The 17,596-nt window shown below is 43.6% G+C and carries 19 protein-coding genes; 6 read left to right on the top strand and 13 right to left on the bottom strand.

From position 1 onward, the window contains the following. Positions 1–311 precede the first annotated feature (311 nt). From artM to artP, 4 genes are all read right to left on the bottom strand, one after another. On the bottom strand, positions 312–980 hold the full coding sequence (artM, locus tag AB4180_RS19630) for an arginine ABC transporter permease ArtM (protein WP_017068344.1): 669 nt from the start codon (positions 978–980) through the stop codon (positions 312–314). After that, positions 977–1,663 (bottom strand): arginine ABC transporter permease ArtQ, encoded by a 687-nt coding sequence (gene artQ, locus AB4180_RS19625; protein WP_017083621.1) that lies wholly within the window; start codon positions 1,661–1,663, stop codon positions 977–979. The genes artM and artQ overlap by 4 nt, the downstream gene beginning before the upstream one ends. 3 nt (positions 1,664–1,666) lie before the next feature. Then, positions 1,667–2,410, bottom strand: coding sequence for a lysine/arginine/ornithine ABC transporter substrate-binding protein (locus tag AB4180_RS19620; RefSeq protein WP_009846802.1), 744 nt, complete (start codon positions 2,408–2,410; stop codon positions 1,667–1,669). A 209-nt stretch (positions 2,411–2,619) separates the two neighbouring features. Continuing rightward, a complete protein-coding gene (gene artP, locus AB4180_RS19615; RefSeq protein WP_009846803.1) occupies positions 2,620–3,348 on the bottom strand; it encodes an arginine ABC transporter ATP-binding protein ArtP in 729 nt (242 codons plus the stop codon). Between the two features lie 542 nt (positions 3,349–3,890). Here artP and AB4180_RS19610 point away from each other — a divergent pair. Then, positions 3,891–5,726, top strand: coding sequence for an ABC transporter ATP-binding protein/permease (locus tag AB4180_RS19610; protein ID WP_102248902.1), 1,836 nt, complete (start codon positions 3,891–3,893; stop codon positions 5,724–5,726). Between the two features lie 220 nt (positions 5,727–5,946). Further along, positions 5,947–6,411 (top strand): thioesterase family protein, encoded by a 465-nt coding sequence (locus tag AB4180_RS19605; RefSeq protein WP_017104326.1) that lies wholly within the window; start codon positions 5,947–5,949, stop codon positions 6,409–6,411. Positions 6,412–6,538: 127 nt separating this feature from the next. On the opposite strand, the gene AB4180_RS19600 is transcribed toward AB4180_RS19605, so the two are convergent. After that, the gene (locus AB4180_RS19600; protein WP_017104327.1) at positions 6,539–8,794 is read right to left on the bottom strand and encodes a peptidase U32 family protein; all 2,256 of its coding nucleotides are present in this window, start codon (positions 8,792–8,794) and stop codon (positions 6,539–6,541) included. A 104-nt stretch (positions 8,795–8,898) separates the two neighbouring features. Here AB4180_RS19600 and AB4180_RS19595 point away from each other — a divergent pair, with 104 nt between their 5' ends. From AB4180_RS19595 to gltS, 3 genes are all read left to right on the top strand, one after another. Next, the gene (locus AB4180_RS19595) at positions 8,899–9,558 is read left to right on the top strand and encodes a glutathione S-transferase (RefSeq protein WP_012604003.1); all 660 of its coding nucleotides are present in this window, start codon (positions 8,899–8,901) and stop codon (positions 9,556–9,558) included. Positions 9,559–9,812: 254 nt separating this feature from the next. Further along, the gene (locus tag AB4180_RS19590) at positions 9,813–11,186 is read left to right on the top strand and encodes a patatin-like phospholipase family protein (protein WP_102248901.1); all 1,374 of its coding nucleotides are present in this window, start codon (positions 9,813–9,815) and stop codon (positions 11,184–11,186) included. Positions 11,187–11,262: 76 nt separating this feature from the next. Further along, a complete protein-coding gene (gene gltS, locus AB4180_RS19585) occupies positions 11,263–12,486 on the top strand; it encodes a sodium/glutamate symporter (RefSeq protein WP_102248900.1) in 1,224 nt (407 codons plus the stop codon). 150 nt (positions 12,487–12,636) lie between these two features. On the opposite strand, the gene AB4180_RS19580 is transcribed toward gltS, so the two are convergent. The 7 genes from AB4180_RS19580 to AB4180_RS19550 form a co-directional block, all read right to left on the bottom strand. Beyond that, the gene (locus AB4180_RS19580) at positions 12,637–13,086 is read right to left on the bottom strand and encodes a GyrI-like domain-containing protein (protein ID WP_009846810.1); all 450 of its coding nucleotides are present in this window, start codon (positions 13,084–13,086) and stop codon (positions 12,637–12,639) included. Positions 13,087–13,134: 48 nt separating this feature from the next. After that, positions 13,135–13,368 (bottom strand): hypothetical protein, encoded by a 234-nt coding sequence (locus AB4180_RS19575; RefSeq protein ID WP_004733848.1) that lies wholly within the window; start codon positions 13,366–13,368, stop codon positions 13,135–13,137. Positions 13,369–13,376: 8 nt separating this feature from the next. Next, entirely contained in the window at positions 13,377–13,628 is a 252-nt protein-coding gene (locus AB4180_RS19570; protein ID WP_029223861.1) for a Rho-binding antiterminator, read from the bottom strand. Positions 13,629–13,806: 178 nt separating this feature from the next. Continuing rightward, positions 13,807–14,439 carry a type B chloramphenicol O-acetyltransferase gene (catB, locus tag AB4180_RS19565; protein WP_102248899.1) on the bottom strand — a complete coding sequence of 211 codons (633 nt, stop codon included), beginning with the start codon at positions 14,437–14,439 and terminating at the stop codon, positions 13,807–13,809. A 93-nt stretch (positions 14,440–14,532) separates the two neighbouring features. Further along, on the bottom strand, positions 14,533–15,264 hold the full coding sequence (locus tag AB4180_RS19560; protein ID WP_012604011.1) for a glucose 1-dehydrogenase: 732 nt from the start codon (positions 15,262–15,264) through the stop codon (positions 14,533–14,535). A 37-nt stretch (positions 15,265–15,301) separates the two neighbouring features. Next, positions 15,302–15,736: a nuclear transport factor 2 family protein gene (locus AB4180_RS19555; RefSeq protein WP_102248898.1), complete on the bottom strand. Its 435-nt coding sequence runs from the start codon at positions 15,734–15,736 to the stop codon at positions 15,302–15,304. 88 nt (positions 15,737–15,824) lie between these two features. Further along, on the bottom strand, positions 15,825–16,541 hold the full coding sequence (locus tag AB4180_RS19550; protein WP_102248897.1) for an HAD family hydrolase: 717 nt from the start codon (positions 16,539–16,541) through the stop codon (positions 15,825–15,827). Positions 16,542–16,794: 253 nt separating this feature from the next. Here AB4180_RS19550 and AB4180_RS19545 point away from each other — a divergent pair, with 253 nt between their 5' ends. Next, a complete protein-coding gene (locus tag AB4180_RS19545; RefSeq protein ID WP_009846816.1) occupies positions 16,795–17,127 on the top strand; it encodes a PBPRA1643 family SWIM/SEC-C metal-binding motif protein in 333 nt (110 codons plus the stop codon). A 105-nt stretch (positions 17,128–17,232) separates the two neighbouring features. On the opposite strand, the gene AB4180_RS19540 is transcribed toward AB4180_RS19545, so the two are convergent. Then, positions 17,233–17,475, bottom strand: coding sequence for a hypothetical protein (locus tag AB4180_RS19540; protein WP_029223182.1), 243 nt, complete (start codon positions 17,473–17,475; stop codon positions 17,233–17,235). Positions 17,476–17,596: the final 121 nt, after the last annotated feature.

The raw sequence follows: 17,596 nt of genomic DNA, 5'->3' as shown, positions 1-17,596 counted from the left end.
GCGAAGCGGCTTAGTTCAACAGCTATTAGACCGAAAAATTCTGCATTTAAATACAGAATCATTCTATCTAGTTTCATATGCACAGCAATTTACCACGATTAATCACAGCAATTCAGTGACTTAAAACATAGATAGACTCATTGAATGACTAAGTGCAGAATATTTTCACATAGTATGAATTTCGCAAAAAAACCGCCACACTGGATACAAACACAGCACCTCTATACATACCCCAAACACAAAAAAGCCTGCCATTTATGCGAACATAAATGGCAGGCTTTATAGATTAGTTAAGCTTGTGAGTAACTAGCTTACGCGGCTTCGAATGCGAGGGCTTTCTTCTCTACTTGGCGGAAGATCAGCGTTAGTATTCCGTTTACTGCTAAGTAGAATGCGCCAGCAATACCGAACACGGTGAGTGTGTCGTAGGTTTGGCCGTTAATACGCTGAGCGTAGCCCATCAAATCCATGATAGTGATGGTGCTTGCCAGTGACGTACCTTTGAAAACTAGAATCACTTCGTTCGAGTAAGCTGGAACGGCGCGGCGTAGAGCGTATGGCAGTAACACTTTCAGCGTTGCGATTTTGTCCATGCCAAGTGCGCGACATGCTTCCCACTGCCCTGCTGGAATGGCGTTGAATGCGCCTCTGAACAGTAGCGTGCTGTATGCGGCAGTGTTCAAAGCTAATGCTAACATTGCACAGAACCAAGGTTGGCTTAACCAAGTCCACATGAAGCTTTCACGAATCCAATCGAACTGACCCGGGCCGTAATACACCAAGAAGATCTGGACCAATAATGGTGTGCCGGTGAACAGCGTAATGATGCCACGAGTGAACCAGTGAATCGCCGGTATTCTTAGGATTAGCGTTACCGTCATCAGCAGTGACAAGATACAACCAACCAGCAATGAAGCGCCTGTAAGTTGAAGACTGGTCACTAAACCTTCAAGCATTTGAGAGAGGTATTGTTGATTCATGCCATTGCCCCTTTGTTACCCAAACCTTGAATAGAGAACTTACCATCAATCACTTTTACCAATCTTTGCGTGATTAAAGTGATGACCAAGTAGATTGCTGCTGCTGTCGCGTACCAAGTAAATGCTTCGTGCGTTGCCGCTGATGTTAATTGTGCTTGTTTCAGCAAATCCGTTACGCCAATCAGTGAGACTAATGCAGTGTCTTTTAGTAACACTAACCATTGGTTGGTTAACCCTGGTAGCGCGTGTCTTACCGCTTGAGGTAAAACTATACGAAAGAATGAACGCGATTGAGAGATACCAAGCGCGCTTGCTGCTTCTCTCTGCCCTTTGCTTACTGCTTTCAAAGCACCACGGATGGTTTGTGACGCGTAAGAAGCAAAAATAAGTGACAGTGCAACAACACCAGATAAGAACGGGCTCACTTCTATGAAGTCGCCAGTGATCATGAACAGAACTTGTGTCGAACCAAAGTAGATAAACAGTACGACCAGAATTTCTGGTAAACCACGAACAATCGTCACAAATGCAGTCGTTGGCCATTTGATTGCAATACGACGAGACATCTCACCACTTGCAAACAAAACTGCTAGAACCAATCCAACCAATAGACTTACGAATGCAAGCTGAACAGTCATCCAGCTTGCTTCGACGAGCCCTAAAGAGTAACCCGTTAATTCCATAAATTACTTACCGAAATACTTGTTGAAGATCTTGTCGTATTCGCCGTTCGCTTTCACTGCTGCAAGTGCAACGTTAAGCTGGTCTACAAGTTCTTGGTTGCTCTTGTTTACTGCGATACCAAAGCCGTTACCGAAGTACTCTTGGTTTGTTACTTGGTCGCCAACATACGTTAGGTTGTCTTGCTTTTTGAACCATTCAGCTACTACCGCTGTGTCACCAAATACTGAATCGATACGACCGTTTTTCATGTCGATGAATGCATCTTGGTAGCTTGAGTAAGGTACCGCTGTTACGCCAGCCATTTGCTCAAGTAGGAAGCTCTGGTGAGTTGAACCGTTTTGAACGCCAACACGCTTACCTTCTAGTGCTGCTTGGTCTGCTACTTTGCCTTCAATAGAGATGAATGCTGCAGAGTTGTCGTAGTAAGCGTTAGAGAAGTTTACTTGTTTAAGACGCGCTTCAGTGATGTCCATTGCCGAAATAGCGGCATCGTAACGTTTGAATTTAAGCGCTGGGATTAAGCTATCGAACGCTTGGTTGTGAAAAGTACAAGTCGCTTTCATCTCTTCACAAAGTGCGTTTGCTAGGTCTACGTCAAAACCTTGGATTTGGTTGTTCTCGTCCATGTATTCGAATGGTGCGTAAGTTGCTTCCATTGCGAATTTGATTTCATCTTGTGCCGATGCATTAACAGCCATGCCTGCTGAAGAAAGGCCGATAAGTGAAGCTAGTAGAATCTTTTTCATTTTGTTACTCCGAATCTGTGTGATTTTGACCTGTGGCCATTTTTATAATTTGATTTGTTTTAACTGAATCTATGTTTGACTAAATTGTGTTGTGATTAGCCGAATCAAATAAATTAGCTGAATCTTGGGCTATGTGAATCCAATGCGTTAACTCAGGTTTAATGAGTCACTAATCTAGTGACTTAACTTGGTTTTGATGAGTCACTAATCTAGTGAGTCAAATACTCGGCAAACTCAGGTGTCTGCGGATTAACGAATGAATCGCTGGTGCCGTGTTCAACGATGTACCCTTTTTCTAGATACAGAACGTGGCTAGCAATCTTCTTCGCGAAATCAACTTCGTGTGTCACAACCACTTGAGTAATGCCCGTTCCACTCAACTCTTTAATAATGCTGACAACTTGGTTGGTGATCTCAGGATCAAGCGCCGCTGTTGGTTCATCAAACAACAACACATCCGGTTTCATCATCAGCGCACGTGCAATCGCAACACGCTGTTGTTGACCACCAGACAGTTGAAGTGGCCAAGCGTCTGCTTTGTCGGCAAGTTGAAGTGTCTTTAGTACTTCTTGAGCTTGCTTTATCGCTTCTTGTTTATCTAAACCCGCGACTTTGGTGGGAGCTTCAATTAAGTTTTCCATCACCGTCATATGTGGCCACAAGTTGTATTGTTGGAACACCATGCCAACTTTACGACGAAGTTTAAGCCCCTGCTTTTCTTGGATCTGGCTTGAAAAATCGAATTGCTCGTTCGCAATGTCTAATTCGCCGTTGTCCGCGATTTCTAACAGGTTCAATACACGCAGTAATGAACTCTTGCCCGCGCCGCTTGGGCCAAGCAATACCAAGGTTTCGCCACTTTCACAGTCAAAGCTGATGTCATGAAGAACTTGGGTATTACCGTATGATTTGTTGATGCTCTTTACTTGAATACTCATGCCACAATACTGCATTAATTGTCATTTGTTGGTTATTCTATTCAATTCGAGGTTTTATGCAAGAAAAATGTATAAAAAACTATTTTGTTGAATTTTTGTAACGAAAGTTGCGCAAAAAACAGTCGCTATAACTGGTCTTACAACCAAAAGTCACAAGTTGCTGATAAGATTGAAATCGAGGGAAAAGCAAACGTTTCTCTTCCAATTAAAAAATCAGTGCAAGATCTAAAAACCTGTAGCTTCTATTCGCCATTGGCTTACGCTCACATGCATAAAAATTAGAATAAAATAGCTCGTTTGCTCTTCATTCCAAGCCTCACTAAATGATTAATGTTCCTTTTGAACAGTATCGATTTCCTCACTTGCTAGGCATCAAAGTCCGAAAATTGAGTATCCTAGGAAGCATCAGTCAGCGATGCGTGCTTTAATGGTTTCTCTTGTAAGCAACAAACATTTACGAACGACTAGCACTTAATTCGTGACATGTACGTACAAACAACAAGCCATCTACTCTTAAAGCGACAACACATTAAGGCAGTCATATGCAAAACGACGTCTCTTCTATGCGTGACTCTACTCAGCGAACGGCTCAACGATCTACTCAAAAAGCGCCACAACCCAAACCTGAGAAGAAAAGCCTCAGTATTTTATTTGAGCTCAGCAAATTTATTCAGCCCTATAAAGGCCGTGTGATTGCAGCATTGATTGCGTTGATCTTCACGGCGAGCTTAACCCTTTCGGTCGGACACGGTATTCGCCTTCTTATCGACCAAGGCTTCAGCCAACAATCGTTATCAGATTTAGGCAGTGCGATTCAATTCATCATGGTTGTAGTCGTGTTGATCTCGATTGGTACATTCTTCCGCTTCTATTTGGTCTCTTCTGTTGGGGAGCGTGTGAGTGCAGACATTCGCTTATCGGTTTTCAATCATGTCGTGACGCTGCATCCGAGTTACTTTGAAACCAATGGCAGTGGCGACATCATGTCGCGTATCACAACCGACACAACTCTGCTTCAAAGCATTATTGGTTCGTCGTTTTCTATGGCGATGCGCAGCGCGTTAATGTGTATTGGCGCAATCATCATGCTGTTCGCGACCAATATTAAGCTAACGCTGATCGTGTTGGCCTCTGTGCCGTTTATCCTGATTCCGATTTTGGTCTACGGGCGTCGTGTGAGAGCCCTCTCTCGCCAAAGTCAGGATTCGATGTCTGATGTGGGCTCTTATGCCGGCGAAGCGATTGAGCACATTAAGACTGTGCAAAGCTACAGCCGAGAAGCGCAAGAGAAAGCGTCATTCGCAATTGAAGTCGAAAAGGCTTATGAGATTGGTCGCCAACGCGTTAAACAGCGTGCGATTCTTATCTCTGGTGTGATTGTTATCGTGTTCAGTGCGATTGCAGGCATGCTTTGGGTTGGTGGCAGCGATGTCATCAACGGCACGATGTCGGCAGGTGACTTAGCGGCGTTTGTCTTCTATGCCATTATGGTAGCTTCGTCATTAGGTACCATTTCTGAAGTGATGGGTGAATTGCAACGTGCGGCAGGTGCGACAGAACGATTAATTGAAATTCTACAAGTTGAAAGCCATATTGTTGCGCCTGTAGAAAACCCAACATCACTCGATAACGTGACACCAGAAGTCGCTTTTGATGATGTGACCTTCTGTTACCCATCAAGACCTGACCAACCCGCAACAAGTAACCTCACACTAACAGCCCATGAAGGTAAAGTGTTGGCATTGGTTGGCCCGTCTGGCGCAGGTAAAACCACCCTATTTGAACTGCTGCAACGTTTCTACGACCCACAATTGGGCAAAGTAACGTTAGGCGGTGTTGAGCTGAATCAGTTTGATCCAAATGAGCTAAGAAAGCAGATGGCGCTTGTACCGCAGCAACCCGCCCTGTTCAGTAACGATGTGTTCCATAACATCCGATACGGAAACCCAGAAGCAACAGACGAGCAAGTTATCGAAGCGGCGAAAAAAGCGCACGCGCACGAGTTCATTCAGAACTTACCTGAAGGCTATCACAGTTTTCTTGGTGAACGTGGCGTGAGATTGTCTGGCGGTCAGCGTCAGCGTATTGCCATCGCTCGTGCCATCTTAAAAGATCCAAATATTCTCTTATTGGATGAAGCAACCAGTGCGCTAGACAGTGAAAGTGAGCATCATGTTCAACAAGCTTTAGAAGAGTTAATGCGTGGCAGAACTACGATCATTATCGCCCATCGATTATCAACAATTAAACACGCCGACCAGATTGCGGTACTCGATAAAGGGCAGCTAGTAGACATCGGCGACCACCAGTCTCTCATCAATAGCTGCGAATTATACCAACGCTTAGTTGAACTGCAATTCAAACACCTTAATCGCTGAGTTATGGAGCAAATGCGTTCAAGTCATTAAGTAATGAAAGACTAAGTCCCTGACATTGTGTGGTTTCAAGCTTCAAAAACTTAAATCACACGTGTTGCAGTTTTGTTAATTTAACGGTAGGGTTTTTATTCCAATAACAACTTATCCCGATGAAGGATAAGCAGATAACGTTAATTACCCAGATAACACTAACTACACAGATAACAATAAGAGAGTTCGCATGGAAGCACTATTATCTGACTACCCGGTAGTAACAGAAATCCCTGTCGCTTGGGGAGAAATGGACGCGCTTAATCACGTTAACAACGCCGTATATTTTCGTTATTTCGAAACTGCTCGCTTAGATTTTTTCAAGCATGTCGAGCTGATGGAAGAGATGGCGATTACCAAAGTTGGCCCTGTTCTTGGCGACACTTATTGTAAATATTTCAGACCAGTCACGTATCCAGACACGCTGATGATTGGTTCTCGTGTTACAGACATTCAAGACGACCGCTTCACCATGGAATACGGGATCGTCAGTAAGGCTCAACAGAAGCTGACGACAATCGGCACTGCGACCATCGTTATGTTCGATTTTGCTTCAAACCAAAAAGCGTTGCTTTCACTGCGTTTAACCAATGAAATCGAGAAGATGAACACGTTAAAGAGCCCATGCTTCAAACAGGAAGCTGTGACGGAATAACGTATTCGCTGATTCAGAATACTCAGATACAGAAAGGCCACTCGATTGAGTGGCCTCTTGTTTATTGGTTCAGAGTGATTATAAGCGGTTAAGCCTTATAGACCTTTAGTGTTATAAGCCTTGAACCCTATAGACCTTGCACGTATTGAGCGTTAGTTCGAACTTCAACCATCTGCTCTAGGTTCTGTTGTGAACCATCAACGCCGTCAATCAAACCTTGGAAGTGTTTGATAAGCTCTACTTTGTCTTGTACTTCTTTCGAACCCGCGCCGATGTTGGTTAGGTCGATGAAGAACTCGTCAAACAGACCTGAGAAATCCGTTACAGCGTCATGGTTTAAGAACTGCTCGTGGTTGTAAATGCTTGGGTAGCCACCCTTCTGTTTATCAACCGCGAAAGAGATGCCTTTCACGTTGGTAATCGTGGTCGCTTTCTCACACTTCAACATACAACCGGCTTCGATGCTTGGCTTGTTACAACCCACGGTTCTTTGGAAGAAACACTGGCGGCTGGTCATCATCAAGATTGGGTGGTAGATGCTGTAGAACAGTTTGAAGTTCTCTGGACGGCGAATATGACGAATCTGACCTTTGTTGATCTCGTTCGAAATGAAAGCACCAGCACAGTTCAGCTCTTCTTTCAGCGTAACCAGTGCGTGAGAGTTTGTGGTGTTCATGAACGGGCCTGCAACCCACTCAATTCCCATCTCGTAAGCTTTGTAAGCAATACCCGTGTTGTTGGTCACGATGCGAGCTGGCTTGATCTCTTCAAGAATACGAACCGCTTCGTCGTAATCTTTACCGATCAATACTGCTGGGAACCAAGGAATCAAACGTGGGTTTGCTGCCAAGATGTCGATGTACTTGTTACAACGCTTCTTGAAGCTTTCAGGCAGTTTGAAGTAAACATCCGCGTCAGTTACGTCACACAGGTGCAAGTCTTCCACATCAGCGATAAGCATCGACATGGTTGGCTTCTCGTTAACCTTTGGTTGCTGAGGCAGTGCTGGCACTTCAACGTGCTTAATCACTTTCACAGAACCGTTTAAGATGAAATCGATTTCGTCTTTTAAGACCGACACTTCTTTCAAAGGAAGAATCAGACCTTCATCTAAGTTGTCGTAGTTACAGTTTTCAAGCGTATGAACCGCACTCTTCACTGATTTGAAACGCTTCTCAAGTAACGCCTGAGTAATCGCAGTCTCTTTAGCTGTTGCCAATAATGATTGAGACTGAACCGTAAAGTTTTCTTTTGGTGTGTTCACTGTCACCGTAAATGGTTGACCCACCTTAGCGCTAAACGACAATGACACCGGTGTTTTACGAATATCAAGGAACTCGATCTTGTCGCGCATTTCGCTACCTAGCGCATTCTTAGCTTCATAAAGATCGCTAGTTACTTCTTGAATTTGCACAACAGAGATTTCATTGTTCTCTTTCGTCGCTTTATCAACGGCGTAGTTCATGCTGTTGTCACGAGGATTATCAATGAACATGTCTTTCGTTAGGTTGCCCTTGAGGAAAGAGTTGGTGAAATCACGGTTGAATACTTTGTGTAGGTTCGAATCGTCTTCGATCAACAAACCACTTTCTACAAAGCTATCAATCTGTTTGCGCCAAGTGTCTACCACAGTGTATACGTAGTGTGCGCCTTTAATACGGCCTTCTACTTTCAACGAGTCAACTTTCGCGTCAACCAGTTCAGGTAGGTCGTAGTAAGCGGAGTTATCTTTCAAGTTCAGTGGGAACTTGTTGCCTGCGTTGGTTATTTCGTATTCATCACGACACGCTTGGCTACAACGCCCACGGTTACCTGAGTTACCCACACTTACTGAGCTTGAGTAACATTGACCAGAGAATGCGATACACAAAGCGCCATGTACAAACACTTCAGTTAGAACATCGTGATCGTGTGCCACTTCCGTCAGCATTTTGATTTCTGGTAGGTTCAATTCACGAGACAAGTTTACGCGCGTCGCGCCAATCTTAGACAAGAACTTAATCTGGCCTTCGTTGTGCGTCGTTAACTGAGTCGATGCGTGAACATCTAACGATGGGAAATGCTTTTTCACCAAATCAAACAAACCAAGATCTTGAACGATGATGCCGTCTAGTTTGGTGTTCACCAGTTGGTTCAGCAATTTAGTGATAGTCTTAATTTCATGCTCCAGCAGCACAACGTTAAGAGTCAGAAACACTTCACAACCATATTCATGAGCAAGGCGAATCACACCATTCAACTCATCTAACGAAAGGTTAGAGGCTCTGTTACGAGCGTTGAAGGTGTCTAAACCACAATAAACCGCATTGGCACCGGCCACGATAGCGGCTTTAATCGCCTCGACATCGCCACCTGGGGCTAATAACTCAATCTTTCTGCTCATTTTTGAAGTCGCTCACTTACTTATAATTTTTAAGGCGCGTATTCTACCTACAACACGAACTCTTTACCACCTAACAACACTTTCCAAACTAAATGACCTCAATAATGCCAAACGAATTCGATTTACCTATTCTTTATTCTTTAAGACGCTGCCCTTACGCTATGCGAGGAAGAATGGGCATCGCACTATCACAGCAGAAAGTGTTACTTCGAGAAATTGTCACCAAAGATAAGCCTAGCGAACTATTGGCCAGTTCTCCAAAAGGCACTGTTCCAGTATTGGTATTGCCAGATGGTCAAATCATCGAACAGAGCTTAGATGTGATGAATTGGGCGCTTCAACAAAACGATCCTCAAGATCTTCTGCGCTTAAGCAATCCAATACTTAGCGAACAAGTCCAACAACTCATTAAAACCAACGATGAAGAATTCATTGGTCACTTAGAGAAATACCGCGCTTCAGTGCGTTACCGAAACATCGATAGTGAACAACGTCGACAAGCCTGCGAAGCGTTCATTAGTCAGTTAGAAGCGCTACTCACCGATCAGCCCTACTTTTTTGGAGAAACCCCAAGCTTAGCCGATTTTGCCGTGATGCCTTTTGTTAGCCAGTTCGTAAGAGTCGAGAAGAAGTTGTTTGTGCAATCTGAATATCAGAACGTTGGACGTTGGTTAAGAACGCATCTCGACAGTAAGCTCTACACCCAAGTCATGAAGCAATACCCTTTGTGGAATGAAACCAAGCAAGATTGTGTTTTTGGGTAGCATTAAGTCGCTATGAATTGCTGGAGGTAACTATAATTGCTGGAAATAACTCTAAATTGCTGGAGATAACCCTAGATTACCGAAGAGCACTATAGATTCCTGGAGATGACTGTAAACAGTTCTAAATAAGCTTAATCACCTCTAGATTGTTATGAAAATCGTGACACTGAATCACAAGCGATGCTATTGATGGCATATTAGATATCAACGAAAATCGCCTTTCACTCAATCACAACGTTAGTTTGAAATGCGCTATGCCAAAAAACAAAGTAAACACATTCAACACACCTAGCCCCGATTTTAAAGGGTTCGCGAAAGTTTCACTGTTAGTGGCCTTCTCGCTTGCCCTTTCAGGCTGCAGCGCGAAAAACAAAGCAACCAACACAAGCCCATCTGCTGAGCAGCAGAATCAAGCCTACACAGCCAAGAGCTTCAATAAACCCAATAGCAAAGTCACGTTGATCCTCTCTTTTTCTGGGGGCGGCACGCGTGCGGCGGCGCTCTCGTATGGTGTGCTGCAAGCATTGCGCGACACCAACATCCAAGTAAATGGTGAAACGGTCAATCTGTTAGAAGAAGTTGATATGATCAGTTCGGTATCCGGTGGCAGCTTTACCGCCGCGTATTATGGTTTGTATGGTGACCAGATATTCGAAGATTACGAAGAAACGTTCCTTTATCACGAAGTCTCAAAAGATCTGTTCTCCATCCTTTTATCTCCGACTTATTGGTTCTCGTACGCCACCAGAACAGACAAAGCCACCGACTATTACAAAGCAAACATCTTCGGTGAAAGTACATTTGCCGACATGCACCGAGAAGATGCACCCTACATTGTCATTAACGCGACCGACATTTCAACGGGTTCGCGTTTTTCATTCACACAAGAGTATTTTGACCTCATATGTTCAGACTTGAACAGCTATTCAGTGTCCAGTTCGGTGACGGCTTCTTCTGCTGTGCCTTTCGTTTTCACACCTGTGGTACTAGAAAACAAAAATGACTGTGATAAATCAGAGCATTTACAACCCTCGTTTGAGGCCACAAGTTACCGCAACCGAAATCTGATCAAGTCGTTAAAGTCATATAGCAATAAGGATGATGTGAGTTATCTCCACCTTGTGGATGGCGGAATTACTGACAACCTCGGTTTGCTATCGGTATATGAGATGTCTGAATACTTGCGTTACAACGACAACGAAGAGTTGAAAAACTTGTACGACAACCAACACGCGCGCCCTATTGTCATCATTTCGGTTGATGCATCGACGACGCCAGAATCTGGCATTGGAGAGTCGATTGAAGCACCTTCCATGAAACAAACGGTGGATGTCATCACCGATATACAGTTGCATCGCTACAACGATACAACAAAAGATTTGATCGTTGACGAGTTGCAATCATGGCAAGAACTGGCCTCTCATCAAGGTCGTAAGGTTTCACCCTACTTCATTGAGATCAGCTTGAATAAATCAGACAACAGCGCAAAGCGATATTTGCTCAATCAAATTCCGACGGACTTTATGATAGACAAAGAAAACGTCGACCTATTGATTGAAGAAGGTAACAAACAACTTGTTGCCGATCCGGAATTCCGAAACTTCTTATCATTTGAACGCAACAAATAATGCTAATCTAGTTGCTTATTAAAGCGCAATTTGGCAACTAAAGTTACGTCATAACTTCACCTTTACAAGGATCACTATGGAATTTGAAAACAACATCTTACATCTCGGGTCATTCTTTGCAGTGACCATGGGGATCGTGGTTCTATTTGTCGGACGAAGGCTGAATCAAGTCATCGGTTTTTTGAAAGAGTTCAGTATCCCTGAACCTGTCTCTGGTGGGATTTTGGCATCGCTTCTGTTCGCGGTTTTATACGCGACGACCTCAATCGAAGTGCAATTTGATCTATTTGCCCGCGATGTATTATTGGTCTACTTCTTTACCACGATTGGGATTAACTCAAGTTTGAAAGACCTGTTCAAAGGCGGAAAGCCCTTGGTGATTTTGCTATCAATCACTATCTTCTTCATGATTATGCAGAACATCGTCGGTATTTCTGTCGCATCAATGTTTGGCCTAGAGCCTGTCTTTGGCCTACTCAGCGGAAGTATTTCACTGATTGGCGGGCATGGTACCGCGATTGCTTGGGCACCCAAGGTTGCAGAAGAGTTCGGCCTAGAAAGCGCAATGGAAATTGGTATCGCCAGTGCAACATTTGGGTTGATTTTAGCCAGCCTGATGGGTGGCCCTATTGCAAAGTTTCTCATTAAGCGTCACAACCTCAAACCTGTCGACGGGCAATCAAACTCAATCGATTCAAATGCAAAAAAACAACACCAAACTCTTACATCATTTCAATTTTTAGACGCCGTGTTAGCGATTCATATTTGTGTCATTGTCGGCGCGTTGCTTAATGAATTGATCAGTCAAACCGGGTTACAGCTTCCACTGTTCGTATCGTGTTTATTTGCAGGTATCGTGATCACCAACGTAATGCCAGAGTCATACCCAAGAATATCAGGCACTAAATGGCCAACACGCTCGCCTGCTATCGACTTAATTGCTGAAATATCCTTGGGTACATTTTTGGCGATGTCACTAATGAGCATGCAACTTTGGACGCTCATTGATTTGGCGGGTCCTATCTTCGCGATATTGGCAATGCAGCTGCTACTAGCCGTGATAATCAATATCTTCATCGTGTTCCCATCAATGGGTAAGACCTATGATGCAGCCGTTGTATGTGCTGGGTTTGGAGGGATTTCGTTAGGTTCAACACCTACAGCCATGGCAAACATGTCGGCAGTAAGTCAGAAATATGGGCATTCAGCACAAGCCTTCATCATCGTGCCATTGGTATGCGCGTTCTTCATTGATTTAGCGAACGCACTGATTATTCCTTACTTCATGAGAATGATGTAGCTGACCTTTGTTAAGACGGTACACCACAATTTGTTAAAGCGGTGTACCGCAATTTATTTAGGCGGTATACCCCAATAAAAAGAGCCGCTCATACAGAGCGACTCTTTTACTAATGACTCAATTTGACTATCACTAACGACTACCCAAAGCTTATTGAATCGCTATCGAAATCTCGACTTCAGTTTCGCCTTTGTAAAATTCAAAGTCTGTCGTGTAAGTTCGAACATGTGGGCAATCTGCTGCGTTGAAGTACGCCCACACTTCGCCCCATAAATCGATGACCGCTTGAGGAAGTTCACCTTCAGCAGAAAACGTCAGATATTTACCTGCTTCAATTTCGGTTTCGACTAGGTCATCTAAATTGTTATCGGTAAGTGCATTGGTACATGCAATAACATCAAACTCACCAGTAAAATCCGATTGGTAATTGGTGTAGACACCATACACTTTTGAATCTGGTGTCAGCTTAGGAAAAGCTTGATCGAAAAAACCTTGCCATAATTGACCTATCTTTGCTTTTGTTGGATCAATCTCATCGGTATTAGTGGTTCTTACTGAAAACCCGTACGCCTTTACGGCTTCAATCGTTTCTACTTTCATTCGTTTTATTCCTAAGCCAATCGACGTTTTAACTATGTAAAATCTTAACTAATCTTGTATCTCTTTGTGGCCACACTTTTCACAGACAAGATGACGAGAAAACTCATCCATTGACGCGATAAACGGGCCAAGGAACCAACCTTTTATCATGCCTGCCCAAAACTCGCTTCGCTTTTGGTTAGGTTTGTCTGCAAACGCACTGGTCTTTCTGACCAACACAACAACGTGTTGTGTGTCTTCTCTGCACGCGGTGCAATAGCATTGTTCTATGGTGTTATTCATTTGAAAGCCTATGACGTTTTGAATGAAATTTGCTGAAAATGAGGATTGTTGACACAGACTTCTAGTGTGGAAAGATCAGTGAGTACGACAAGTTGTTCTACACCTTGAATACTGACCTTAATGCACTCTTCACGGCTATCATTGCGTTGAGTATCTAATCCGACACATTCAATCTGCTCGCCAGACTTCAGCGTTAATTTGATTGGGTATCGGTGCATACACACAATCTCAATATAATCGTAATCGTTGCAACTAATCATAATACCCCTCCAATTCATCCACCACGCTAATGCGACACGCCATACTATGCAATATGCATATAATCAATCATTTACCCAAGTCACATTGACGCTTTAACAGTAAAGTTATTGAGTAATTTGTTAACTTAAAACTGATTTTTAACTCTTCACGAATTGCCTGTAATCTACAATTTAGAACCTAAGCCTTAGACAGCGCTTTCCAGTATTGATAAAGCCCATCAATATCTGAAGAGCACATCAACGACATCGCGCCTTTGAGCTGTTCTTCGCTCCATTCCCACCATTTCATTTCTAACAACTGAGCAATTTCAGTTTCATTGAAACGATAACGGATGTGACGCGCAGGGTTTGAACCGACAATCGAGTATGGCGCGACATCTTTGGTCACAACCGCTCTACTCGCGATAATCGCCCCGTCACCAACCTTAACACCACTCATGATCATCGCTTCTGTACCGATCCACACATCATTACCAATCACGGTATCACCAGAGCGTTCAAAGCCGTCTATCGCATCTTCAAACTTCTCGTCGTGTTGGTAGAAGAACGGGAAGGTACTCACCCATTGATTTTGGTGGCCTTGGTTGCCCGCCATCATAAATACGGCACCTGAACCAATCGAGCAATAACTGCCGATGATCAACTTGTCGATGTCTGTTCTATCCGGTAATAGGTAACGCGCACAGTCATCAAAGCTGTGGTTATGGTAGTAACCCGAGTAATAGCTGTGCTCACCCACGATGATGTTTGGGTTGGTCACTTGTTCTTTGAGTGACTTTCCGACAAACGGACTTTCAAAATAGTTTTTCATGTTTGTACTCTTAGTTTCGTTCTTTTAGTTAGGTACTTGTGTTGCGTGTTGATGGTATTAACTTGTTTATCTTAGTGCAAAGGCCAACGTGCCCTACCGACCGCCTGCAATATCAATAAACGAGCCGGTGACATACGAAGCCTCGTCCGATAATAACCACGCGATAGAGTTAGCGACTTCTTCTGGTGTGCCACCTCGTTGTAATGGTAACTGCGAAGCGAGTCTGTCTACGCGATCAGGCTCTCCGCCGTCTGCGTGCATCTCAGTATAAATACAGCCTGGCCTTACGCCATTCACTCGGATATTGCGTGAAGCCAATTCAAGCGATAAGCCTTTGGTGAGTGAATCCATCGCACCTTTCGATGCTGCGTAATCCACGTACTCAAACGGTGCGCCCGTTCGCGAAGCAGCAGATGATACATTCACAATAGAACCCGCACCGTCAGCTTGTTTAATAAAGGCTTTACTGCAAAGGAAGCAGCTTGATACGTTCGATTTCATCACCTTTTCAAAGCGATCCAATTCGATGTCAACCAAAGGTGACTGGGTAAACAAGATCCCGGCATTATTGACCAAGTGAGTCACTGGGCCTAGCTTATTACGTGCAATCTCGAATAAGGATTTCACGTCCGATTCAACAGACACATCCGCCCGAACACTGATAGCGGTTCCGCCTTGTTCACGAATATCATTAACTAGCTCTTCCGCTCGCGATTCATTGTGTATGAAGTTAACGCATACGGCATAACCTTTACTGGCCAACAATTTAGATGTCGCCGCGCCAATGCCTCGGCTCCCGCCTGTTACAATCACTACCTTGTTCAATGAAACCTCCTAATGCCACTTGTTTGTTATAACCTGATTATTCGATACGACCTGGTTTTTCGTTACAAACTGATCGTATCGACACAAACTGATTGTTCGATACAACCTGAATCCACTGCGATCGCCAAGCCGGCGCTTCGAATGGGTCTGGCCAAAACTCAGTTTGCTTTTGAATTAAGCCATCAACAACCGTGTGAAAGGTAATCACTCGGCCTTTCAACACACTGTCTGTAACCGAAACGTCCGTTACTACGGTATCACCTTCACAGACAATTGAATTGAGCGCGAACTCCCAAACACCATTAGCTGGGTATTCAGCATTGACTGCCGTGAAGTTATCACGCCCTACCGTCAATTCAGACGACTGAGGCCAATAGCCTTCAAAATCTGCGGCTAGCCAATCACTCGCCTTTGCAAAATCATTACTGCGCATTGCATCCCAAAATCCTAATACCACTTGTTTTGGTGTCATTATTCTTCCTTAAAGTCATTTACGTGTGGTGATTTTTAAACGTCGGCTTCGTTATGTGTACGTTAGCTTTCTATACGTACTTAGTTTTCTATGCGTACTTGCCGATGATCGTTAAAAGATCATCGACACTGTTAGCAATGTAGTCCGGCTTGGTTTGCCAATTTTCAGGCTCCGATCGGCTATAACCTGCGGCTACGGCAATCACTTTTGCATTGTTACCCAGCGCGGCTTCAATATTGCGAGCAAACTGTGTGTCCGCTTCATGGTCACCGATGTACATCAAACAAAGCTCATTAGTCGGATCGGCGCCAAATATGTTCTCGACACATTTCACACCACCAAATGGATGGGGTTTTTGGTTGCCGTTCGAGACATCGTCATAACCCACGACCGATTTAAACAAATCGCCGATGCCATAACTGTCGAGTACACCACGAATATTCAATTGAGAGTTTTGAGAGCAGATCCCATGTGGAAGATGCGCAAACTGATTAACCACGATTTCCATTCCTTCATACAAGGCAACGGCTGTTTGGTTTTTCTCTTGATGCTCTGCCCACATTCCACCAGCGATCAACATTTCATCGTGTGATAAACCGTAATAGTCGACATATAAGGCTTGCCAGTTTTTAGCACCGTGGTTAGCTTCACGATAAAGCGCTTCGCTAAGCAAATATTTAGGTAAGTTGTCGCCTGACAAGTGTGGCGCAACTAAAGAGATAATGTCTTTGGTGATTGCGATATTCTTTGGAACGGAGTTGACTAAGGTTCCATCGTAATCCCACAGGATGGCATCTAACTTCATGGGGTATCTCGTTGTTTAAATTGACGATTTCAATTTATCACTTGAGGCCCTGTTAAGGGAAATCTTATTGTCTTGAGTTTCAAAATTAGTCTAATTAGAACAAAGCAATAAAACAAATAATTGCTAGCAAACAAAAACCAACAATCTTTACTCACATCACTGCTTTATCAATTGGAATATATGCGTATAATCCCCCGCTCTATAACGCTACCTAGCATAGGAATAGCGTCATCCCAAATTTTGTGAGTACCCAATGTCGAAACTATTTTTCAAAGGCCGTATCGAAACAAGACAGAACCACGTTCTTGCTGGCTACAATGTAAACCGCGATGTTAAAGTGGGTACTGAAGAGTCACCAGTCAATGTAACGGTTCAAACTGACGCTCGCAAAACTGAAGTTGAAGCAATCGCTGCTGAACATTCAATCTTCGTGACTGTATCTGTGGATGCAGAGAAAGAAGAAAACACACTTGAGTTCGACACGTTGCTAAACAAGCCAAAAACAATGACGTTCGAAAAAACACCTAACCGTAACGATCCATGTTCTTGCGGTAGCGGTAAGAAATACAAGAAGTGTTGCGCATAAGGCTTCTCACTCAAAACTGCCAATAGCACGATGAGTTAAGTAATATCTAACGGGAAGATCATTGAGGTCTTCCCGTTTTTATTTGCCTAAGCCAAACCCACAAACTCAGTCGAGGTTGTCTGGTGTATTCAAATATGTTCCACATTGGGTACATTTGTAATCACCTGTCGCGCCCGAACCTGTAACACCAAAAGATAGAAACTCCGATAAAATTCGTTGGAGTAAACTCGGTTCTTTATCTTCAGCTTGTGGTGCCTTTTGCACTTGGCTACTGAACATCGTGTACCTATGCAGTGTAAGTTTCTTACAGTTACAGCAGAACGCTCTCGTCTTCTCACTTCCATACATAATATCTATAGCCTTAACTCAAAGCACAAATTCAACACATGGCAAATATGCCACATGTTGAGTTAAATCTATATATTTTCATAAAGTTATGAGCAAATTAAAGCGTTTCAAAGAAAGGTAA

It is taken from the genome of Vibrio sp. 10N.286.49.C3 (genome assembly GCF_041469545.1).
GTDB lineage: Bacteria > Pseudomonadota > Gammaproteobacteria > Enterobacterales > Vibrionaceae > Vibrio > Vibrio tasmaniensis_A.
This window is presented reverse-complemented; position numbering and strand designations above follow the sequence as displayed.

Excerpts from the sequence above, each read along its gene's own strand:
- artM (WP_017068344.1), bottom strand. The coding sequence starts at position 980 with ATGAATCAACAATACCTCTCTCAAATGCTTGAAGGTTTAGTGACCAGT.
- artQ (WP_017083621.1), bottom strand. The coding sequence starts at position 1,663 with ATGGAATTAACGGGTTACTCTTTAGGGCTCGTCGAAGCAAGCTGGATG.
- AB4180_RS19620 (WP_009846802.1), bottom strand. The coding sequence starts at position 2,410 with ATGAAAAAGATTCTACTAGCTTCACTTATCGGCCTTTCTTCAGCAGGC.
- artP (WP_009846803.1), bottom strand. The coding sequence starts at position 3,348 with ATGAGTATTCAAGTAAAGAGCATCAACAAATCATACGGTAATACCCAA.
- AB4180_RS19610 (WP_102248902.1), top strand. The coding sequence starts at position 3,891 with ATGCAAAACGACGTCTCTTCTATGCGTGACTCTACTCAGCGAACGGCT.
- AB4180_RS19605 (WP_017104326.1), top strand. The coding sequence starts at position 5,947 with ATGGAAGCACTATTATCTGACTACCCGGTAGTAACAGAAATCCCTGTC.
- AB4180_RS19600 (WP_017104327.1), bottom strand. The coding sequence starts at position 8,794 with ATGAGCAGAAAGATTGAGTTATTAGCCCCAGGTGGCGATGTCGAGGCG.
- AB4180_RS19595 (WP_012604003.1), top strand. The coding sequence starts at position 8,899 with ATGCCAAACGAATTCGATTTACCTATTCTTTATTCTTTAAGACGCTGC.
- AB4180_RS19590 (WP_102248901.1), top strand. The coding sequence starts at position 9,813 with ATGCCAAAAAACAAAGTAAACACATTCAACACACCTAGCCCCGATTTT.
- gltS (WP_102248900.1), top strand. The coding sequence starts at position 11,263 with ATGGAATTTGAAAACAACATCTTACATCTCGGGTCATTCTTTGCAGTG.
- AB4180_RS19580 (WP_009846810.1), bottom strand. The coding sequence starts at position 13,086 with ATGAAAGTAGAAACGATTGAAGCCGTAAAGGCGTACGGGTTTTCAGTA.
- AB4180_RS19575 (WP_004733848.1), bottom strand. The coding sequence starts at position 13,368 with ATGAATAACACCATAGAACAATGCTATTGCACCGCGTGCAGAGAAGAC.
- AB4180_RS19570 (WP_029223861.1), bottom strand. The coding sequence starts at position 13,628 with ATGATTAGTTGCAACGATTACGATTATATTGAGATTGTGTGTATGCAC.
- catB (WP_102248899.1), bottom strand. The coding sequence starts at position 14,439 with ATGAAAAACTATTTTGAAAGTCCGTTTGTCGGAAAGTCACTCAAAGAA.
- AB4180_RS19555 (WP_102248898.1), bottom strand. The coding sequence starts at position 15,736 with ATGACACCAAAACAAGTGGTATTAGGATTTTGGGATGCAATGCGCAGT.
- AB4180_RS19550 (WP_102248897.1), bottom strand. The coding sequence starts at position 16,541 with ATGAAGTTAGATGCCATCCTGTGGGATTACGATGGAACCTTAGTCAAC.
- AB4180_RS19545 (WP_009846816.1), top strand. The coding sequence starts at position 16,795 with ATGTCGAAACTATTTTTCAAAGGCCGTATCGAAACAAGACAGAACCAC.
- AB4180_RS19540 (WP_029223182.1), bottom strand. The coding sequence starts at position 17,475 with ATGTATGGAAGTGAGAAGACGAGAGCGTTCTGCTGTAACTGTAAGAAA.